The following is a 19,448-nucleotide window of genomic DNA, read 5'->3' on the forward strand; positions in this document are numbered from 1 at the left end:
TCCAATCAATGTGAGGTGCCGGATTTGACCCAGACACCTTCGCGTTCAAGCAATCGCGTTGCGGCAACCTGTTCTGCCGCCCGTTTTGAGCGATCAACACCCGTTTCGGGCGCAAGCTTGCCGACTTCAACTGTCACCGTAAAGCGCGGATCATGATCCGGTCCGGAGCGATCTGCAATGCGATAAACCGGAGTGGCCGCGAATTTTGCATGCGCCCATTCCTGCAATTCGGTTTTTGCGTCGCGCCGTCCGGCATCTTCACCGGCTGCGCGCTCTGCCCAAAAGCGCAAAACAAAGGTCCGCGCCGCTTCCAACCCAGCATCGAGATAGATCGCCGCAATCAGACTTTCGACCACATCGGCCCGAACATTGAGCATATTCTTGCCGGTCAGCTTTTTAACATCAGCGCCAGTGCGAATAAAGCGGTGCAGTTCAATTTCATCCGCCACGGCAGCACAGGTTTCGGCACTCACCAGCTGATTGAGCCGCACCGAAAGCTCGCCCTCGGTTGCCGAGCGAAACTCTTTAAACAGATGCTCCGCCACGCACAGACCCAAAACCCGATCACCCAGAAATTCAAGGCGCTCGTAATCACCGCCCTTGGCCGGGCGGGCGCTGGAATGGGTCAGGGCCCTGTCCAGCCTGTCTGGATCAACAAAGACATAGCCAATGGTCGTTTGTACTTTATCACGCTCGTCTGCGCTCAGGGCCTTTGGTGGTTTCATTGGACAGCCTTGAAAAAGCGATCAAGACGGATGTTGGCGGGCCATTTCCAGATCTGGCTGAAGGGCGTGTCATTGCCTAGCGAGAAGAAAATGATGGAAGCACGACCAACCAGATTTTCAGCTGGCACAAAGCCAACATCAAAGCGGCTGTCAGCCGAATTATCGCGATTGTCACCCATCATGAAATAATGGCCGGGGGGAACAATAAATTCGCGCGTGTTGTCGCCGGGCGAAAATTGCGTCTCATCCAGCGTGTCATAGGTGCGCCCATCATCCAGCGTTTCACGGAAGACCGGTATCGCATGGCCTGGGTCATTGCGGTAATCGGAATTGAATGTGCCATCCGGCACTTTCGGCACTGGCTTGCCGTTGATGAACAGCACGCCATCCGTCACCTGAATATGATCGCCCGGCAGGCCGACAAGACGCTTGATGTAATCTATGCTTGGATTGGGCGGAAAGCGGAAAACCACCACATCGCCGCGCTTTGGCTCGCTTTGGAAAATACGGCCCTCGAACAGATCGAGCGAAAAGGGCAAAGAGTATTTCGAAAAGCCATAGGCGAATTTATTGACAAAGATATAGTCGCCCACCAGAAGCGTCGGCATCATTGAGCCTGACGGAATGGTGAAGGGCTGGAACAATACCGTGCGGATCACCGTTGCCAGGATCAACGCTTGAATAATGACCTTGATATTTTCCCAAAGGCCACCTTGCTTCTTTTCGACTTTATCCGTCACGCCGGTCTCTTTCATAATACGTCAATTGGAAGCTTATCTAGTCGGTTCCAACAGCGGCGGCAACGGCAAAACCACGAGATCACGCGCTTGCGACCAATAACGGCCCGCAAATTTGCACTTACACCACTGCGCAACAGTCGCGCCAGCAGTGCCGATCTTTCAAGACGGGAAAATAAAGCCTATTCGCTCCACAAAAGCGAGCACCAAGCGCCCGCATTGATCATCGCAATCGGTGATCATCATAACGCGACACACTGCTTGTCACTGCCTCATACGATCCAAAGAACGGCCGAAGTCAGGAGGCAGCCTGTTCAGTGCTTATTTTCAGCGCTTGCGCTCAATGCTTATTGAGCGCATCTCCTTCGGCATCATCAAAAGCCTCAAAGGTTTTCCTTTGCGACCCGTCGCCAAGGATGGACGATCCATCCATCCTGCATTCTCTCAACCAGCCTCGGCAAAACCGAGACCTCATCCTTACACCGTCCAGACATAGCGATTTTCGCAAATCAGCCATGCGTGAGACGTATAACAGTTAGCGTGTGCGACGGAACAGGCCACTGTCGATTTCGCGCTGGCGATATTCCAGATCAACGCGGTCATGCGCGCCGTTCAAATAAGCCATTTCACGATCCTGAATGCTAGGAACGCTGAGAGCGCGGGCAAATCTGCGAATTGGTCCAAACATTGTCTTACCTCGTTTGTTTCAAGTTCATGAGCACAACATAATGCTGCTGCGCACAAACGACCAGACACAAGGTCAAACACCAGCCATGCATAAAACGCATATCAAACTAAAAATTGCGAGATAAAATGGCAAGGCAGCCTGAAATTTAATCATTCGCGCACAAGACAGCGCAGGCATACCTCTCCTCCCATGCTGGAAAAGCATAGGCAAAGGGGCACAGCCGCCCCGCCCCGGTGGAAATCAGTCGTAAATCCGCTTGACGGTTGCCACGCAATCCAGCTCTTTCAGCTGTGCCAGCAACTGATTGAGCTGACGCAGATCCCACACATCCAGATCAAACGCCATTTCGCTGAAATCTGCGGCGACACGCACCATGGTCAACAGGCGAATATTAATGTCCAAACCTGCGATAAGCTGGGCCACCTTGGCCAGTGTGCCCGGTTCATTGATAGCATTGACCATGATACGCGCATTAAAGCGCGACTTATTGGCCAAATCCAGATCCCAGCGCACGTCGATCCAGCGCTCTGGCTCGTCATCAAACTTCTGCAATGCCGAAGCCTGAATTGGGTAAATGGTAATGCCCTGTCCTTCGTGCATGATACCGACAATGCGGTCACCCGGCACAGCACCGGCGGGCGAGAAATGCACATCGGGATTGCCGACAAAACCCCGTATCGGCAGCGGCGCGACATTTTCAGGGCTTTCGGCCAAAGCCCCTGCGCCACCCTCAGCCGGCTTTTTAGCCTCCGGCAATTTGAACATCACCCCGTTGGCGGAGCGCATGTTAAACCAGCCATCGTCCATGGATGGCTTCACGGTCACGCGCTCGTCCTGATAATCCGGGAAAACAGCCTTGACCACATCCAGCGACGAGAGTTCGCCACGCCCAACGGCTGCCACGGCATCCTCGACATCCTTATGACCCAGGCGATGCAAGACAGGCTTCAAAACCTCTTTCGAAAAGATCTTACCCGCCCGCTCAAAGGTGCGTTCCAGAATGCGATGGCCAAGGCCGGAATATTGTTTGCGAATGGCCATGCGGGTGGCACGTCGGATAGCGGCACGGGCCTTGCCCGTCACCACAATTTCCTCCCAGGCTGCCGGCGGCACTTGTACGCCTGAGCGAATGATTTCCACCTCATCGCCATTAGCAAGGCGCGTGACCAGCGGCATGATTCGGCCATTGATTTTCGCCCCAACCGTCGTGTCACCAATATTGGTGTGCACGGCATAGGCAAAGTCAATTGGTGTTGCGCCGCGCGGCAGCGCAATCAATTTGCCCTTGGGCGTGAAGCAGAAGACCTGATCCTGAAACAGCTCAAGCTTGGTGTGCTCCAGAAATTCTTCCGGATTGTTGGCCTCAGAGAGCGCTTCAATCGTGTGGCGCAGCCAGCTATAGGCATTGCTCTCGCGCGACAGCAGCTCCCCTTCCGCGCCACCCTCGCCATCCTTGTAAAGCGCGTGTGCCGCAATGCCGTATTCGGCAATTTCATGCATGCGCAAGGTGCGAATTTGCAGCTCAATACGCTGGCGCGACGGACCCACGATTGTGGTATGCAGCGAACGATAATCATTCTGTTTTGGCGTGGAAATATAATCCTTGAACCGGCCGGGAACCACACGCCACCGTGTATGAACAATCCCCAGGGCGCGATAGCAGGAAGCCACATCCCCCACCAGAACACGAAAGCCATAGACATCGGAAAGCTGCTCGAAGGAGAGCGACTTCGATTGCATTTTGCGAAACACCGAATAGGGCTTCTTTTGGCGGCCTTTGACCTTGGCCTGCATCAGCCCGTTGGCCACAAGCAGCTCGCTCAACTCGGCTTCAATCTTGATGATAAGACCTTCATTGCGCTGAGAGAGATCTTCCAGCCGCTTTGTTACCGTCTCATAGGCCTCAGGATTAATGTAGCGGAAGGAAAGATCTTCCAGCTCATCACGCATGTCCTGCATGCCCATGCGCCCAGCCAGCGGCGCATAGATTTCCATGGTTTCTTCAGAGATGCGCGCCCGTTTGTCAGGGCGCATATGCTCAAGTGTGCGCATATTGTGCAGACGGTCGGCCAGCTTCACCAGCAGCACCCGCACGTCATCAGAAATCGCCAACAGCAGCTTGCGCAGATTTTCGGCCTGCTTGGCCTTTTTGGTCACCAGATCCAGCTTTTTCAGCTTGGTCAGACCCTCAACCAGACGGCCAATGTCTTCGCCGAACAATTCATCAATCTCGGCGCGGGTGGCTGTGGTATCTTCAATGGTGTCATGCAGCAGTGCAACCGCTATTGTCGATTCATCGAGATGCATCTCGGTGAGAATGGCCGCCACTTCCAACGGATGGGAGATATAGGGATCGCCGCTTGCGCGCTTTTGTTGACCATGCTTTTGCATGGCATAGACATAGGCCTTGTTGAGCAATGCCTCGTTTGCATCGGGCTTATACTGCTGCACCCGCTCCACGAGCTCATATTGCCGCATCATTCCAAGGCCACTCCTTCAAAGCGTCACACCGAAACGTGAAAACCGATTTTCGGAAGATACGCTGCACAAATAAAAATCAAAAGCATTTCACTGGCTACTGAAACACTGAAATGCTCTGCTGCATATTCCTTAAATCGGAACCGATTAAGGAATATGCAGCAGATTAAAAGTCTTACAGCGTCCTTTGTGCGCCATATATGGCGCACGGCGCTGTAAAAAGAAAAGCGCGCCAGCCTGAATGGCTGACGCACACAATGATGTTTGAACAGCCAATAGGCCAAAACCGTGACGACGATTAATAGTCGTCGCTTTTTTCCGGTGGAACGAGGCCCTCGATCCCAGACAACAACTCCTCTTCCGACATTTGGTCGAAAGCAATTGTTTCCGGCATATCGTCATCCTCGTCGGAGCGCGCAGCAAGCTGACCTTCGCTGGCACCATCATGCTCAGGCTCATCCACTTCAACATGCTTTTGCAAAGAGTGGATCAAGTCTTCCTTCAAATCGTCAGGCGACAGAGTTTCGTCCGCAATTTCCCGAAGCGCAACAACCGGATTCTTATCGTTGTCACGATCGATGGTAATGGAGCCACCCTGAGAAATCTGGCGGGCGCGATGGCTTGCCAACAGCACCAGCTCAAAGCGGTTGTCGACCTTGTCGATGCAATCTTCCACGGTAACGCGTGCCATGGTGAATCCTTCTTTCAATATTTCGTACCCAAGGGATTGACAGACCGGATACATGTATTGTGGCCAGAGTTCAAGTTTTTCCTCGCGAACGACTTTTTTTGCATAGTTCAACCTTAGTGCAGCAAAAAAGCCTAGAATTTTAAATATTCAATCAAGAGGCGCTTGGAATTTACGCAAGCCCAAGATAGATGTATCTTATATGATTAAATCATAATACACTCGTTGGGCAAATTGCTGGCCAAAACGACCTAGCTTTAAGCCTCAGTGTAAAAAACAAAAGGATGTTGCAAATATGTTTGACCCTCGGGAAAAAATTGCGCTGTTTATTGATGGCGCAAATTTATACGCCGCCTCCAAAAGTCTCGGTTTTGACATTGATTACCGCAAACTGCTCAAGGCATTTCAAAAGCGTGGTTACCTGCTGCGGGCTTACTATTACACAGCTCTGATTGAAGATCAGGAATACTCATCTATTCGTCCGCTGATCGATTGGCTGGATTACAATGGCTATAAGGTCATTACCAAGCCAGCCAAAGAATTTACAGACTCCATGGGCCGCCGCAAAGTCAAAGGCAACATGGATATCGAACTGGCGATCGATGCCATGGAGCAATCCGAAACCGTCGATCATCTGGTGATTTTCTCAGGCGATGGCGATTTCACCACCTTGGTTGAAGCATTGCAGCGCAAGGGACGTAAAGTCTCTGTCGTGTCCACCATGGCAACGCAGCCGCCAATGATTGCCGATGATCTGCGCCGTCAGGCCGATCATTTTATTGATCTGATGTCTTTGAAAACCGAAGTTGGTCGCGATCCAAGTGAACGGCCGCTGCGCGTGACAGATCCAATGATGGTTGAACCAACCGTATAATTGGACTTGTCCAATCCGGTATTCACCATGACAGGGCCGCATTCCTTGACTGCGGAAGCGGCAATCTCTTAAAAGTTGCAGTCCCGACGACATATTTTGTGGTCGGGATTTTTCTGGTTGATATGACATTTTAGCGTTTTTTATCATAGAGATAGGGCTCAACCATGCCCGCGGCCCGACTGCAACCAGCCTGTATCTTTCTTGATTGTTATCAGATTGTTAAACGTGGAGTCGTAATCCGGTCTTGGGAGATGATACCTTCGGCGATCGTGTGCATGCGTGACAGTCTGTTAGGACTGCGCTTCCTTGCACCGTAAGACCCCTTGTTGCGGTATTCGATACGCAGTCCGTACGCTGTGCAGAAAGTACCGAAACACCTCGGTCTCGACGAGATGGCGCATGATGTGCCGCATATTTCAGTCAACTTTTGACCCAGGGTGCTTTCGATGAGTAAGACAATCAATGAGCAAGATGAACTGAACAAGCGGCTTAACTTTTTAAACATCAGCCAGAATGACCTTCAGATCGTTGCCAAGCTTCGACCCGTAATTGTAGACGCGATTGGGCCAACGCTTGACGTCTTCTATCGCACCGCCAAACAATATCCGGAAGCCGCGCGCTTTTTCTCGAGCGATGCCCATATTGATCATGCCAAACAAAAGCAGATCAAGCATTGGAGCCACCTTCTTTCCGGCAAGATTGACAGTAACTACGTCGCATCGGCCACAACCATTGGCCAAACCCATGCGCGCCTTGGGCTGGACCCGCGCTGGTATATCGACGGATATGGCGTCATCCTGGCAGGCCTGACAACCGCCGTGCTGGAAGATGAAATGCGCGGTACCGTGTTTGGAAAACGCTTTCAGGGCGCGATTGCCAAGATTTCCGCATTGGTCAGAACCACCATGCTGGATATGGATTATGCCATTTCCACCTACGGCGATGCCTTGGCCGAAGAGCGCGCAAAACTTGCCGCCGAGCGTGCGCAAATCGCGCAAGAGCAGCAGGAGGCCCTCGCCGCCATCGACAATGCCTTGCAAGCCTTGAGCAAGGGAGATTTGACGGCCACCATCGATCAGCCCCTGTCAGAGCATTACGAAGGCTTGAGACAAAATTACAACAAGGCCATTGCCGCGTTGGCCAACGCCTTCCAGGAAATCACCCATGAAGCGGGACAAGTGACCGCCAATACCCGTGAGTTGACCCGCGCCACAGATGATATGGCCAAGCGCACCGAGCAGCAGGCCGCAGCCCTGGAAGAAACCTCGGCAGCGCTGGAGCAGATCAGCGTCATTTCCAAGCAATCTGCGCAGCGCAGCGGTGAGGCACAATCGGTTGCATCGCATGCCGCCGATTCCGCCAGCAAGTCTAGCCTGATCGTCAACGACGCTGTCAACGCCATGGGGGCGATTGAGGAAAGCTCGAAGAAGATCTCCTCGATCATCAGCGTGATTGATGAAATTTCCTTCCAGACCAACCTTCTCGCCCTCAACGCGGGCGTTGAAGCGGCGCGCGCGGGTGAAGCCGGCAAGGGATTTGCGGTTGTTGCACAGGAAGTGCGCGAGCTTGCGCAGCGCTCTGCCTCGGCCGCCAAGGAAATCAAAGGCCTGATTGACCGCTCATCGCAGGATGTGGCCAACGGCGTCTCTCTTGTCAATCAGACAGGCGATGTCTTGCGCACCATCAGCGAGCAAGTGCGCGAAGTGAATGGCCATATTGTCTCCATTGCGCAATCCGCCCAGGAGCAGGCGGCCGGTATTTTGGAAATCAATGCCGCCATCAGCAGTATGGATCAGTTGACCCAGCAGAACGCCGCCATGGTGGAGGAGACCAATGCGTCAACCCACACATTGCAGGGCGTTTCCGACCACCTGTCATCCCTGCTGGCCCGCTTCCAGACCCAAAGCGCAGGCGCTTATGCCTCTCGCTCCACTGCCTATCACCAGACTTACGCCGCCTGATCCCTGCTATTTTGAAAACGGGCATATCCATGCCCGTTTTTCAGCGGCATAGAGTGCGCAAAAGGCGTAAAAAAGGGTCATGCTGTTCAAACGCCCTACCCATGACCACCTTTATTCCGCTCTGGTTGCCAAAGATGCTTCCTTTGACGGTTTTACTTACGTCTGTGTCACCTCGACCCGGATTTTTTGCCGCTTTTCCTGCACGGCGCGCAAGCCAAAGCAGGAAAATTGCCGCTTTGAAGATACGATAGCCGCCTGCCTTGAAGGTGGCTTTCGGCCCTGCAAACGGTGTCGTCCGCTGCTGTCTTATGGCGCACAAGAGCCGGTGGCCAAGGCCTTGCTGGAGCAATTGGAGGCCGACCCCTTCCGCCGATGGAGTGAGCGCGACATTGTCCGTCTTGGTCATGATCCATCCACCGTGCGCCGTGTGTTCAAACGCCGCTTTGGCATGAGCTTTCTGGAAATCGCCCGCTTACGACGCGCCAGCATCGGCGCGGATACCTTGATGTCAGGTGATAGCGTCATTGATGCCCAGTTGGATGCGGGATATGAATCCGGCAGCGGCTTTCGTGCCGCCATCAACCAGCTTTTTGGCGCGCCTCCTGCAAAATTGAAAGATGCCAGCCTTCTCAAAGCCGATTGGCTGGAAACGCCGATCGGTCCCATGTTGGCTGTGGTTGACGACCATGCATTGCACCTGCTGGAATTTGCGGATCGCCCGGCTTTGCCCAACGAATTGAACCGCCTGAAGACAAAAAACCGTGCGGGCATTGCGCTTGGCAGCAATCCGGTGACGGAGCAGATTGCCAAAGAACTGGACGGTTACTTCAAGGATGCCACCACCCCTTTCAAAACACGTCTGGCCAATCATGGAACCGCATTCGAGCGCGAGGTCTGGTACGCGTTACGGCTCATTCCGCCGGGTGAAACCCACAGCTATTCACAGGTGGCCGCCACCTTGAATCGGGGCTCTGCCGTGCGTGCGGTGGCGCGCGCCAATGGAGCCAACCAGATTGCCATTGTCATTCCTTGCCACCGCGTGATTGGAGCAGACGGCACCCTGACAGGCTATGGCGGCGGACTGTGGCGCAAACAATGGCTTTTGAAACACGAAAGAAGACAATCAAAGATTGATCATCTTTTTGAATGAAACTCATTCGAAACATTCGTTAGACGAATACAGCACCGTGCGCCATATATGGCGCACAAAGGATGCTGTAACACTTTAAATCTGCTGCATAATTTTCACCTTAAATCGATTCCGATTTAAGGAATTATGCAGTCGTGACGATTGCGGCATTTTGCCGCCAACAGTCGCGCAATCCCATTTCGCGTTTTCTTTCAACCCAAAACTTTTTCTCCGACAGCGCGCTGTTCAACAGCGTGCGGTCTCTTTTCGTGCCCAATTGAGAGGATATAGCCATGAGCACGGCAGATAAAACGACAAACAACAATGCCAACGTGGTCGGGAATTCCCTGCACACACGCCTTGTTACTGGTTATCGCTGGGCTTTTTCGGTGTTTTCACGTCGCCATTTCTCCAACGTCAGCAATGACCTGAAAGAATTGAATGCTCATCAATTGCGTGATCTGGGTATGGATGCCCATCTGAATGACGTGCCATCACGCCACGACACGCTTGAGCAGGCAAAGTTGAAGGCGCTGCTGTTGCTCATGGGCGTTAATGGACGCTAAAGCATGTCGCAACGAATGAGATTCACCGCGACATGCTTTAAATCTGCTGCATAAGTTTCGGCCTAATTTGGCCGCAGCTTATGCCGCATAGCGTGCAAAGGACGGGGCTGCATGGCCCTGACCTGCAATGGAAAAGCGCTGAATGAGCTTTGCCAGTTCCTGTGAACGGGCATTCATGTCATTCACCGCTGCGGTTGATTCCTCGACCATAGCAGCATTCTGCTGCGTCACCTGATCCATATGATTTACGGCGGTGTTGATCTCATGCAGACCTGTGGCCTGCTCGCGGGCGGAAGCGGCGATGTCGGTAATCAACCGATCCATTTCCGAGACTTTGCCGAAGATGGCGTTCAATGTCTGGCCAGTCGACTCCACAAGCGTTACACCACGCTCCACCTGCTGGGTGCTGGTAGCAATCAGGCTGCGAATTTCCTTGGCAGCATCCGCAGAGCGTTGTGCAAGCGCGCGCACTTCCTGCGCAACAACCGCAAACCCCTTGCCCGCCTCGCCCGCACGCGCAGCCTCAACCCCCGCATTCAGCGCCAGAAGATTGGTCTGGAAGGCAATTTCATCGATCACCGAAACAATCTGGGTAATCTGGCTCGAGCTGGCTGCAATCTCACTCATTGCAACCTCGGCCTCCTTCATGATCTGGCTGGATTTCCCGGCCTCTTCTCTGGCGCTTGCAGCCGCAACGGTGGCCTGAGATGCACCTTCCGACGTCCGGCGCACCGTCGCCGTAATCTGATCGAGAGCCGCTGCCGTTTCTTCCAGCGAGCTTGCCTGCTGCTCTGTACGACGTGACAGATCACTGGTGGCGGAGGAAATTTCCTGCATACCGCGACAAATGTCTTCTGACGTATGCGAGATCCCGAGCATCGCCTGACGCAGTGCCTCGGCGGCATTGTTGAAGTCCCGGCGTGAGCCTTCGTGCTTTGCGGGCAAAGGTTCTGTCACCTGAACAGAAAGATTGCCGGAAGCCAGGGCGCTCAGCGCTTGCCCAAGGATTGCCATGGCACGGCTGTCAGCCTCCGCATCTTCCGCGCGTTGGCGATCAAACTCAATCCTCTGCTGCTCAGCCTCGGTGTTCATATCCTCAATCAGGCTATGAACGGCCACCGCCACATCCGTGTAAAGACCTTTCATCAAGGTGCGAATGAAGGCCTCACGCTTGCTGGTGCTCCAGCGCGTTTCCTTCAGCACAGCCAGCGTCCATTCGACGGCGTAAATTGAACATGCATCGACAATGAAGCGGGTGAACCCGATTTTATTGCTGATTTCGCGAATAACTTTGCCCTGCGTGTCGAAATATTCACGCTTGAACTCGCCCTCGCACAGGCGCCGGAATTTGACGGCCTCGAGCTTCAGCAATTCTTCAGGCACAACCACCATTGTGGGATCGAAAGATTGAAAACATTTAACAGCGACATCGCGAATATGTTTTTCCAAATGGCCAAAAAGCTCTTCGCCGCGTCGCCGCTCCTCGCCAACCCAAGGTTTAATTTCGTCCTCAATCTTGCGCATTATCAAAACTTCCTCTGCAAAAATGGATTAACTCCGTTTCTTAGAAGACAATGATTGCGACTTCCTAAATCGAAACGACGCCTCCTTTAAAAAAATCCATGTTTTTAAAGGCTTAAAGTATGACATAGCGACAACCTTTAAAGGCGCATTAACGGAAAACGACCAGCAAAAAGAGCGTTTCTTAAAAAAACAGATCTGCCCAAGCAGTCACAATGCAGGCCCGTTTGATGGGGTGAACCGATGGCGTTCGAAACCAATCACTGCATAATTTCAGATGTGGAGTGAAACTCGGGAATTATACGGCAGGTTACGGCGTCTTTTCTGCGCATTTTACATAAACAAAAATGCCGCCTGCTTATGCGGGCGACATTTCATCAGTAGAACAACAGGAACATTGCGAGAGAGCGCTAAGACGTCGCTTTAGCCGGTTTTCAGCAGACGGCTCTTTTGCCGGTTCCAGTCGCGTTCCTTCTCGCTCTCACGCTTGTCGTGCAGCTTTTTGCCCTTGGCCAAAGCCAGTTCCAGCTTTGCACGGCCCTTTTGATTAAAATACACCTTCAAAGGCACCAGCGTCATGCCATCACGGTTGATGGCAGAGCGCAGGCGGTTGATTTCGCGCTCGGTCAACAACAGCTTGCGCCGACGCCGTGGCTCGTGATTGAAGCGATTTGCCTGCAAATATTCCGGCAGATGCGAATTGATCAACCAGATTTCGCCGCCCTCGTCCGATGCATAGGATTCGGCAATATTGGCTTTTCCCTCGCGCAAGGATTTGACCTCGGTGCCAGTCAACACCAGCCCGGCTTCATAGGTGTCCACAATCTCGTAGTTAAAGCGGGCTTTTCGATTTTCCGCGACGATCTTGTTTATGCTGCTCTGGCTGCCTCTGGGTGCCATGGGTCAAAGTCCAATCCGCCCGGTACTTTTCATTGTTTCCGAACGGCGGGCTCCCGATCCGGCTTGCTTCATTTATGTAGTACACCCAGACCTGAAAGGGAAGAAGTCGGGAGAGAACCTCTCCCGATAAACATCAATTCAACAGGCCAGCGTGTTGCAAGGCGGCATCAATGGCAGCCGCTGTTGATGCTTCAATCTCATCAACCAAAGGCAAACGGACGGCATTGCCCATGCGGCCAAGCTTTGACAAGGCATATTTTGCCCCACACACACCCGGCTCGATAAAGATGGCCTTATGCAGCGGCATCAAGCGATCCTGATATTCCAGCGCTTTGGCGAAATCGCCAGCAAGCGTCGCGGCCTGAAACTCAGCGCACAAGCGCGGCGCGACATTTGCCGTCACCGAAATACAGCCAACCCCACCATGGGCGTTGAAGCCAAGCGCCGTGCCATCCTCGCCCGAGAGCTGGATGAAATCTTTGCCGCAGGTGATCCGCTGTTCTGAAACGCGCTCGAGCTTGCCGGTTGCATCTTTTACACCCACGATATTTTTATGGGCGTGGGCGAGCTTGCCCATGGTTTCCGGGCTCATGTCGATCACAGAGCGCGGCGGAATATTGTAAATAATAATCGGCAGCGATACGGCCTCGGCAATGGCCGAAAAATGCGCAATCAAACCTTTTTGCGTCGGCTTGTTATAATAGGGCGTCACCACCAGCAGGCCGTCGGCACCCGCTTTTTCGGCAAACTGTGCCAGATCAATAGCTTCGCGCGTGTTGTTCGAGCCTGCGCCAGCAATGACAGGAACCCGTTTTGCAGCGGTTTCAATGCAAAGCGCAACCACCCGTTTGTGCTCATCATGGCTCAGGGTTGGCGATTCGCCGGTTGTGCCAACAGGCACGAGACCTGTGCTACCCTCGGCGATCTGCCACTCAACGTGGGCGGCAAAGGCTGCTTCATCCACCTTACCGTCGTCGGTAAATGGGGTGACAAGTGCGGGCATGGAACCCTGAAACATGCATAGACTCCCAACAGCCGCATTCATTCTTCGGCCGTAATTTTGCATTAAACGGCGGCACAATACTGCGCACAACGCGCAGGTACAAGCGCGCTTCCATCGGTTTTATGACAGATTTTCAAAGCTTGAAAAGAGCGCGAAGCACGAGACTTCGTTAAGCTATCGTTAAGCTCATTTATCGTTAATAGGAGACATGCGCATTTTCATGACGAGCTCGCCGATGAAACGGACACTCCTGCTTGGTTTAGCTCTGTCCATAGGCACGACAGCGATGGGGCCTTTCACCCTGTCTTATGCAGACCCGTTGACACCGACGCCCACCGCCCGCCCACCTTTGCTGGCCAGCCCGTCGCCTGCCCCACTTGCCGAGGCCATACCTTTTATGCCTCCAACGCCCTCGCCGGTGGCCCGCTCACCACTCAAAGCTGGGCTTGATGCGCTGTCCAATCGCGATGGCGCTGAGGCTATCGCCGTTCGCGATTCCATGCCGCAGGGGTTGGACCGCCATATGCTCACCTGGTCGATTGCACGATCTGGCCTGCCGGATGTCTCCTCGTCCGAAATTACCAATGCTTTGAAAGAGTTGAAAGGCTGGCCGGGGCTTTCGGTGTTTCGCTCCAACGCCGAGCGCGCGCTCTATCGCGAAAACCCGCCCGCCTCTGCCGTGTTGGCTGCCTTTGGCAAGGCAAAACCCGAGACACCGGAAGGCACAATCATTTTAGCCCGGGCGTTGATTGCGCAAGGTGAACAGGCCAAGGCCGCTCATCTTTTGAAACCTTTCTGGTTTGAGTCAGTTCTGGACACCAGCCTTGAAGACCGCATTCTCAATGAGTTTGGCGCGCTTTTCAGCGCAACGGATCACAAACGTCGCATGGACTTTTTGATGTATCGCGGCAATCGCACGCAAGCTAAACGGTTTGCGACATTGGCGGGGGCACAATCGCTTTTTGCAGCCTGGGATGCTGTTGCAACACGCTCTCCGAAAGCAGCAGGTCTGATTAAAGCGGTGGATCGCCAATGGAGCGCGGATCCGGCCTTGTTATTCATAAAGATTGAATTTGAACGTCATCAGGATAATTATGAGGCAGCAGCGAGGCTTTTGGCGCAAGCGCCCAAAGACCCAGCCCGTCTGGTGGCCCCTTCTGAGTGGTGGAGCGAGCAGCGCATTGTGGGCCGTGGCCTTGCCGATGACGGTAAGTTTCGCCTCGCCTATCACGTTGTGTCAAACAACAGCGCCACAGCACCTGTGGACGTGCTGGATGCGGAGTTTCACGCGGGTTGGTTTGCACTGCGCGGATTGAACGATCCCAAGACCGCGGCTGTGCATTTTCGCCGTATCCTTGCCACATCAAGCCGGCCCTTGTCCGCCTCAAGAGGCTATTACTGGTTAGCGCGGGCCGATGAAGCGGAACACAATGCAGCGGCCGCACGCGAGAATTTCACCAAGGCCGCCAACTACCCCGGCACGTTTTACGGTCAGCTGGCTGCCGCCCGCCTGAATCGCAACCGGCTGGATATTATCTATCCCACCCCAACCACTGACGACCGACAGACCTTCGCCAACCGCGAGGCCGTGGAAGCCATTGACCGTTATGAAACGGCAGGCCACGGTTGGCGGGCAACAGCTCTCTATCACGCTTTGGCGGAACAATTGCAGAGCCCCGGTGAATTGGCGCTTCTGGCCGCCAAAGCCGAGCGGGCCGGCAACAACCAATTGTCACTTCAGATTGGCAAAACAGCCTATGGCCGAGGCATCAACGTGCCAGCCCTTGCCTTTCCCATTGGCGTTATACCCGCATCGGCCAATATAGCCGGATCTGGAAAAGCATTAGCCTATGCCATTGCACGGCAGGAAAGCTCGTTTAATCCCGCCGCTGTTTCAGCCGCCAATGCGAAGGGCTTGCTGCAATTGATGCCCGCCACGGCAAAAGCCGTCGCTCGGCGCCATGGCATGTCCTATTTCCCGGAAAAGCTCACGCAGGATGCAGGCTATAACGCAACGCTCGGAGCCCATTATCTGGGCGAACAGATCGACAAATTCGGTGGCTCCTATATCCTGACCTTCATCGCCTACAACGCCGGTCCAAACCGGGTGCCCGACTGGATTGCCAGGTATGGCGATCCGCGTGGTAAGCCGCTGGACGATGTAGTGGACTGGATTGAGCGCATCCCCTTCCCCGAAACCCGTGGCTATGTACAGCGGGTGATGGAGAATTACGAAATCTATAAAACGCGCCTCGGTCAGAAACCAGATATTGAGCACGACCTGCGGTTTGGGCGATAACGACACCATTGGCAGATCGCCAAAGCCGTGTTTCTTCCTAGGCTGCGGGGATCTCGCCTGCGCCGCCGCCTTGCAGCAGCTTGCGCTATATGTGTGCACAAAGGATGCTGTAATGCTTTTGATCTGCGGCACCATTCTTTCAATCGCCTCCGATTTAAGGAATGATGCAGTAAGCCTTATGTCTAAGGCGATCCTATTCGGGGACAAGGAGCAACACGGGATGCCAGAACGTGCAAAAATGGAATACCGCGACCACCGCATACCGGCAAAGGATGGCATCAAGATTTTTGCGCGTGACTTTGCTTCGCATCTTGGCGGCATCCCAATTGTCTGCCTGCCGGGCCTGACGCGCAACCATCGCGACTTTACCCAATTGGCTGAAATGATCACCCAGAGCGATGCGCCAAGGCGCGTTATCTGCATCGATTTGCGTGGGAGGGGTGGCTCTGACCGTGATCCCGACCCGAGCCATTATAATCTCATGACCGAAATGGAAGATGTGGTCACAGTTCTTGCTGCGCTTGGTGTCGCCAAAGCCGATTTCATTGGCACATCACGCGGCGGGCTTCTTCTCCATTTTCTCGCGTGTTTGCATCCCGATCTGATTGGCAAAGTGGTGCTGAACGATGTTGGACCCGTGCTGGAAAAGCAGGGCCTGATGCGCATAAAAGATTACTTGAGTGGAAACACCAGCCCCGAATGCTGGGAGGACGTACCGACGCATCTCAAAGCCGTGCATGGTGCGAGTTTTCCAAATCTATCCCCGCAAGAGTGGGAAGCCATGGCTGTTGCACTTTACCGCGACGACAACGGAAAGCCAGTCGCCGATTTTGATCCCGCAATTGCGGCGCAGATCGCAGGCATCGATTTCGACAAGCCGATCCCCGACCTATGGTCCCAATTTGACGCGCTTTGCCAGTTCCCCCTTCTCATTGTGAAAGGTGAGCTTTCAGAGCTTCTGTCACAGCAATGTTGTGACATGATGATGGCCAAGAACCCTTTGGCAAGGCAAGTGACAGCACCGCAGCAAGGTCACGCCCCCCTGCTCCACATTGCGCCCCTCGCACAAGCCATCATGGATTTCTTGAACCAAGATCCGGTGTGAATAGGAAAATGACCGCTGCATCTTGCGACGGTTACAGTCAAAATTCACGCCTCATCTGACGCGTGACGGTGCTGGCACTGACCAATCCTCAACTGCGCATTCATCAAGGATCGCTGCGGGCGGAGCAATTGTTGCATCAACAGGGCAATAAGGGCAAAGAGCGCTGAGGCAAATATTAGCACCAGCGATGCGTTGAGCAAACGGTATTCAAAGCACCATATTTCGTTCTGGCACTGGCTGCATAATTCCTTAAATCGGAACGACCCAAGGAATTATGCTGCCGATTAAAAGCGTTACAGCATCCTTTATGCGCCATATATGGCACATAAAGGATGCTGTAACGTCGACATTGCACAGTTGCGCTCAACAGTGTGATCAGACGGGGCACGATACATGCGCATCCCCTCTATTATCTCCAAACAAAAAAGCCCCCGGAATAAACCGGAGGCTAATTTTATAAATTAAGAGAATAATCTCTTAGAACGTGCGCTGAAGACGAACGAAGCCAGTCCATACGTCCTTGTTGCCGCTCCAGTCCTTGTCCTGATACTGTGCAGAAACCTTGGCAGCAAGACCAGAAGCGATCTTGTAGTCAACAGTCACGCCACCGCGGGTGATGTCGCCATTCTTGAGGTTTGCATCTGTACCAGACCAGTACTGAATACCAGGTGTCAGGCTCAACTTATCGGTAACCTTCACTGCATACTGACCAGCAACAGTCCACTTAGCCAAGTCGTAGTAAGCGTTTACGCCGCTTGTGTAGATACCGGCGATACCGAATTCGCCTGGACCAACTTCAGCTGTTGCGAGCAAACGAACAGAACCTTCCTGTGCAGCAGCGTCATAAGAGCCGAGCAGGTTAGCGTTGATAACGCCGAAGGTACCGCCAACCTGAGCTTCAAAGCCCACATTGTTGTCACGGTTGTAGCTCAGGGCGGTTGTACGCGAATACAAGCCGCTCAGCTCGTCAACCGAAGCGTAAGCGAAGAAATTGTCAGTCTTGTACTTGTAAGCAATCGAGTTCAGACGGTTAGAACCGATATCGTCGGTTTCACCAGACAGGTCGCTATCCCATGGATTGTAGAACGAACCGATCATGAAGCCACCAGCTGTGATGAAAGCTTCGTCGAGTTCGAGCGAGTTGGTGTCAGACGCTGTGGTGTGGAGATCTGTGGTGTTGCCACCCTGCCATGCACGGACAGTGATGGTCGAACCAATCGTGCCGATTTCAGAATCGTTCTTGGCGTCGAATGTTACAAGACCACGTGTCTTTGCGTTCCAGTTACGACCACCGTCAACCGAGCTGTAGTCTACTTCGGCACGAACATAACCGCTGATCTTCAAGCAGGTTTCAGTGCCGGGAATGTAAAAATAGCCTGTGCCGAAAGCGTCGCAAACGCGAACATATTCAGCTGGTTCAGGAGCAGCCGCGACGATTGCGTCAGCAGCTTGAGCACCGGAAACAGCTGCGAGAGCCGCTGCGGAGCCGAGGAGGATGCCCTTAATGTTCATAGAAATCTCCAGTTTTATTTTTTTGATAGACGAGACTGCACTTCCCTACTTCATGCGAGACGTCCCCCCCGGTACAAATGCATGAAGCGTATTAACAGTTAAAAGCCCCGCGATTAAATCGCGAGGCTCTTATTAGGCATAAGGATTAGAACGAACGCTGCAAGCGAACGAAACCAGTCCAAACGTCAGAAGCGCCAGTAGCTGTCTTGTCCTGGTACTGAGCAGAAACCTTCGTGGTCAAGCCAGAAGCGATCTTGTAGTCAACAGTCAAGCCAGCGCGAGTGATGTCACGGCCACCGAAGTTGCCACGAGCGTCAACCTGCGTGTCAGCGAAGTACTGAATGCCAGGAGTCAAAGTCAGCTTGTCGGTGATCTTTGCTGCGTATTCAGCTGCAACGCTCCACTTGCTTGCGTCGTAGTAAGCGTTTACGCCGCTTGCATATACACCAGCGATAGAGAATGTGCCTGGGCCAGCAACAACAGAAGCGATACCGCGAACAGCACCTTCCTGAGCTACGAAGTCATAACCGCCGAGCAAGGTAACAGTTGCAGGACCGAAGCTTGCGCCAACCTGGCCTTCGATACCAACGCTGTTGTCACGGTTGTAGCTCTTCACGAATGCACTTGTGTTAGAAACGCTGGAGTCTGTGCCGCTGAAGCCGTTCAGTTCGTCAACAGCGATACCTGCGAAGAAGGTGTCAGACTTGTAGTTGTAAGCGATCGAGTTCAGACGGTTCGAACCGAGAGCATCGGTTTCGCCAGACAGACCGGTATCCCAGTAGTTGTAGAACGAACCAACCATGAAGCCGCCGGCAGTGATGAAGGCTTCGTCGAGTTCAACAGAGTTGGTGTCGTTTGCAGCGTTGTTCAGGCCAGTGGTAGAACCACCCTGCCAAGCGCGAACTGTGATTGTGGAACCGATCGTGCCGATTTCAGAATCGTTCTTTGCATTGAAGGTTACCAGACCGCGTGTCTTGGCGTTCCAGTTACGGCCACCGTCGCGCGAGCTGTAGTCTACCTGTGCACGAACGTAACCGCTGATCTTCAAGCAGGTTTCGGTACCAGGAATGTAGAAGTAACCGGTGCCGAAAGCGTCGCAAACGCGAACGTATTCAGCTGGCTCAGGAGCAGCTGCAACGATAGCGTCGGCAGCCTGTGCGCCCGATACTGCTGCAAGAGCTGCAGCGGAGCCAAGAAGAATGGCCTTGATGTTCATAATGACCTCCAGTCAAGTTTCATAAGGGTCTGGGTTATATTGGCTG

The 19,448-nt window shown here is 53.5% G+C and carries 16 protein-coding genes; 6 read left to right on the forward strand and 10 right to left on the reverse strand.

The features are described 5' to 3' along the window. Positions 1 to 5 precede the first annotated feature (5 nt). From rnc to rpoZ, 5 genes are all read right to left on the reverse strand, one after another. Positions 6 to 725 carry a ribonuclease III gene (rnc, locus tag E6C51_RS06775; RefSeq protein ID WP_190235421.1) on the reverse strand — a complete coding sequence of 240 codons (720 nt, stop codon included), beginning with the start codon at positions 723 to 725 and terminating at the stop codon, positions 6 to 8. Beyond that, the gene (gene lepB, locus E6C51_RS06780) at positions 722 to 1,465 is read right to left on the reverse strand and encodes a signal peptidase I (RefSeq protein ID WP_146928423.1); all 744 of its coding nucleotides are present in this window, start codon (positions 1,463 to 1,465) and stop codon (positions 722 to 724) included. The genes rnc and lepB overlap by 4 nt, the downstream gene beginning before the upstream one ends. A gap of 532 nt (positions 1,466 to 1,997) precedes the next feature. Further along, positions 1,998 to 2,150: a DUF3563 family protein gene (locus E6C51_RS06785; protein ID WP_075640412.1), complete on the reverse strand. Its 153-nt coding sequence runs from the start codon at positions 2,148 to 2,150 to the stop codon at positions 1,998 to 2,000. Between the two features lie 240 nt (positions 2,151 to 2,390). Next, positions 2,391 to 4,631 (reverse strand): RelA/SpoT family protein, encoded by a 2,241-nt coding sequence (locus E6C51_RS06790; protein WP_190235422.1) that lies wholly within the window; start codon positions 4,629 to 4,631, stop codon positions 2,391 to 2,393. Positions 4,632 to 4,926: 295 nt separating this feature from the next. After that, entirely contained in the window at positions 4,927 to 5,319 is a 393-nt protein-coding gene (rpoZ, locus tag E6C51_RS06795; RefSeq protein ID WP_146928417.1) for a DNA-directed RNA polymerase subunit omega, read from the reverse strand. A gap of 292 nt (positions 5,320 to 5,611) precedes the next feature. Between rpoZ and E6C51_RS06800 the strand changes: the two genes are divergently transcribed. The 4 genes from E6C51_RS06800 (at position 5,612) to E6C51_RS06815 (ending at position 9,846) form a co-directional block, all read left to right on the forward strand. After that, positions 5,612 to 6,190, forward strand: coding sequence for a LabA-like NYN domain-containing protein (locus E6C51_RS06800; protein ID WP_146928414.1), 579 nt, complete (start codon positions 5,612 to 5,614; stop codon positions 6,188 to 6,190). A 446-nt stretch (positions 6,191 to 6,636) separates the two neighbouring features. Beyond that, positions 6,637 to 8,151, forward strand: coding sequence for a methyl-accepting chemotaxis protein (locus E6C51_RS06805; protein ID WP_146928411.1), 1,515 nt, complete (start codon positions 6,637 to 6,639; stop codon positions 8,149 to 8,151). Positions 8,152 to 8,230: 79 nt separating this feature from the next. Beyond that, positions 8,231 to 9,301, forward strand: a complete 1,071-nt coding sequence (locus E6C51_RS06810) for a bifunctional transcriptional activator/DNA repair enzyme AdaA (protein ID WP_190235423.1) — start codon at positions 8,231 to 8,233, stop codon at positions 9,299 to 9,301. Between the two features lie 272 nt (positions 9,302 to 9,573). Beyond that, entirely contained in the window at positions 9,574 to 9,846 is a 273-nt protein-coding gene (locus E6C51_RS06815; protein WP_190235424.1) for a hypothetical protein, read from the forward strand. Between the two features lie 78 nt (positions 9,847 to 9,924). Here the strand turns inward: E6C51_RS06815 and E6C51_RS06820 are convergent, their stop codons facing one another. The 3 genes from E6C51_RS06820 to dapA form a co-directional block, all read right to left on the reverse strand. Further along, the gene (locus tag E6C51_RS06820; protein ID WP_146928403.1) at positions 9,925 to 11,370 is read right to left on the reverse strand and encodes a methyl-accepting chemotaxis protein; all 1,446 of its coding nucleotides are present in this window, start codon (positions 11,368 to 11,370) and stop codon (positions 9,925 to 9,927) included. 420 nt (positions 11,371 to 11,790) lie between these two features. Further along, a complete protein-coding gene (gene smpB / locus E6C51_RS06825; protein ID WP_075640405.1) occupies positions 11,791 to 12,267 on the reverse strand; it encodes an SsrA-binding protein SmpB in 477 nt (158 codons plus the stop codon). 133 nt (positions 12,268 to 12,400) lie between these two features. After that, a complete protein-coding gene (gene dapA / locus E6C51_RS06830; RefSeq protein WP_146936851.1) occupies positions 12,401 to 13,285 on the reverse strand; it encodes a 4-hydroxy-tetrahydrodipicolinate synthase in 885 nt (294 codons plus the stop codon). A gap of 220 nt (positions 13,286 to 13,505) precedes the next feature. On the opposite strand from dapA, the gene E6C51_RS06835 reads away from it, so the two are divergent. Both E6C51_RS06835 and E6C51_RS06840 read left to right on the forward strand, forming a co-directional pair. Continuing rightward, entirely contained in the window at positions 13,506 to 15,569 is a 2,064-nt protein-coding gene (locus tag E6C51_RS06835; RefSeq protein WP_190235425.1) for a lytic transglycosylase domain-containing protein, read from the forward strand. A 220-nt stretch (positions 15,570 to 15,789) separates the two neighbouring features. After that, the gene (locus tag E6C51_RS06840; RefSeq protein ID WP_190235426.1) at positions 15,790 to 16,674 is read left to right on the forward strand and encodes an alpha/beta fold hydrolase; all 885 of its coding nucleotides are present in this window, start codon (positions 15,790 to 15,792) and stop codon (positions 16,672 to 16,674) included. Between the two features lie 477 nt (positions 16,675 to 17,151). Here E6C51_RS06840 and E6C51_RS06845 read toward each other — a convergent pair whose 3' ends face one another. Beyond that, on the reverse strand, positions 17,152 to 18,186 hold the full coding sequence (locus tag E6C51_RS06845) for a porin (protein WP_146936858.1): 1,035 nt from the start codon (positions 18,184 to 18,186) through the stop codon (positions 17,152 to 17,154). A gap of 145 nt (positions 18,187 to 18,331) precedes the next feature. After that, the gene (locus E6C51_RS06850; protein ID WP_190235427.1) at positions 18,332 to 19,402 is read right to left on the reverse strand and encodes a porin; all 1,071 of its coding nucleotides are present in this window, start codon (positions 19,400 to 19,402) and stop codon (positions 18,332 to 18,334) included. Positions 19,403 to 19,448 lie beyond the last annotated feature (46 nt).

Origin of the sequence: Gillisella terrae, assembly GCF_004801395.1 — a bacterium.
GTDB lineage: Bacteria > Pseudomonadota > Alphaproteobacteria > Rhizobiales > Rhizobiaceae > Allorhizobium > Allorhizobium terrae.

Bases quoted from the DNA above. Each gene is read 5' to 3' on its own strand.
- E6C51_RS06845 (WP_146936858.1), bottom strand. From the start codon at position 18,186: ATGAACATTAAGGGCATCCTCCTCGGCTCCGCAGCGGCTCTCGCAGCT.
- E6C51_RS06840 (WP_190235426.1), top strand. From the start codon at position 15,790: ATGCCAGAACGTGCAAAAATGGAATACCGCGACCACCGCATACCGGCA.
- rpoZ (WP_146928417.1), bottom strand. From the start codon at position 5,319: ATGGCACGCGTTACCGTGGAAGATTGCATCGACAAGGTCGACAACCGC.
- E6C51_RS06805 (WP_146928411.1), top strand. From the start codon at position 6,637: ATGAGTAAGACAATCAATGAGCAAGATGAACTGAACAAGCGGCTTAAC.
- E6C51_RS06850 (WP_190235427.1), bottom strand. From the start codon at position 19,402: ATGAACATCAAGGCCATTCTTCTTGGCTCCGCTGCAGCTCTTGCAGCA.
- rnc (WP_190235421.1), bottom strand. From the start codon at position 725: ATGAAACCACCAAAGGCCCTGAGCGCAGACGAGCGTGATAAAGTACAA.
- E6C51_RS06810 (WP_190235423.1), top strand. From the start codon at position 8,231: ATGCTGTTCAAACGCCCTACCCATGACCACCTTTATTCCGCTCTGGTT.
- E6C51_RS06835 (WP_190235425.1), top strand. From the start codon at position 13,506: ATGAAACGGACACTCCTGCTTGGTTTAGCTCTGTCCATAGGCACGACA.
- E6C51_RS06815 (WP_190235424.1), top strand. From the start codon at position 9,574: ATGAGCACGGCAGATAAAACGACAAACAACAATGCCAACGTGGTCGGG.
- dapA (WP_146936851.1), bottom strand. From the start codon at position 13,285: ATGTTTCAGGGTTCCATGCCCGCACTTGTCACCCCATTTACCGACGAC.
- E6C51_RS06785 (WP_075640412.1), bottom strand. From the start codon at position 2,150: ATGTTTGGACCAATTCGCAGATTTGCCCGCGCTCTCAGCGTTCCTAGC.
- smpB (WP_075640405.1), bottom strand. From the start codon at position 12,267: ATGGCACCCAGAGGCAGCCAGAGCAGCATAAACAAGATCGTCGCGGAA.
- E6C51_RS06820 (WP_146928403.1), bottom strand. From the start codon at position 11,370: ATGCGCAAGATTGAGGACGAAATTAAACCTTGGGTTGGCGAGGAGCGG.
- E6C51_RS06800 (WP_146928414.1), top strand. From the start codon at position 5,612: ATGTTTGACCCTCGGGAAAAAATTGCGCTGTTTATTGATGGCGCAAAT.
- E6C51_RS06790 (WP_190235422.1), bottom strand. From the start codon at position 4,631: ATGATGCGGCAATATGAGCTCGTGGAGCGGGTGCAGCAGTATAAGCCC.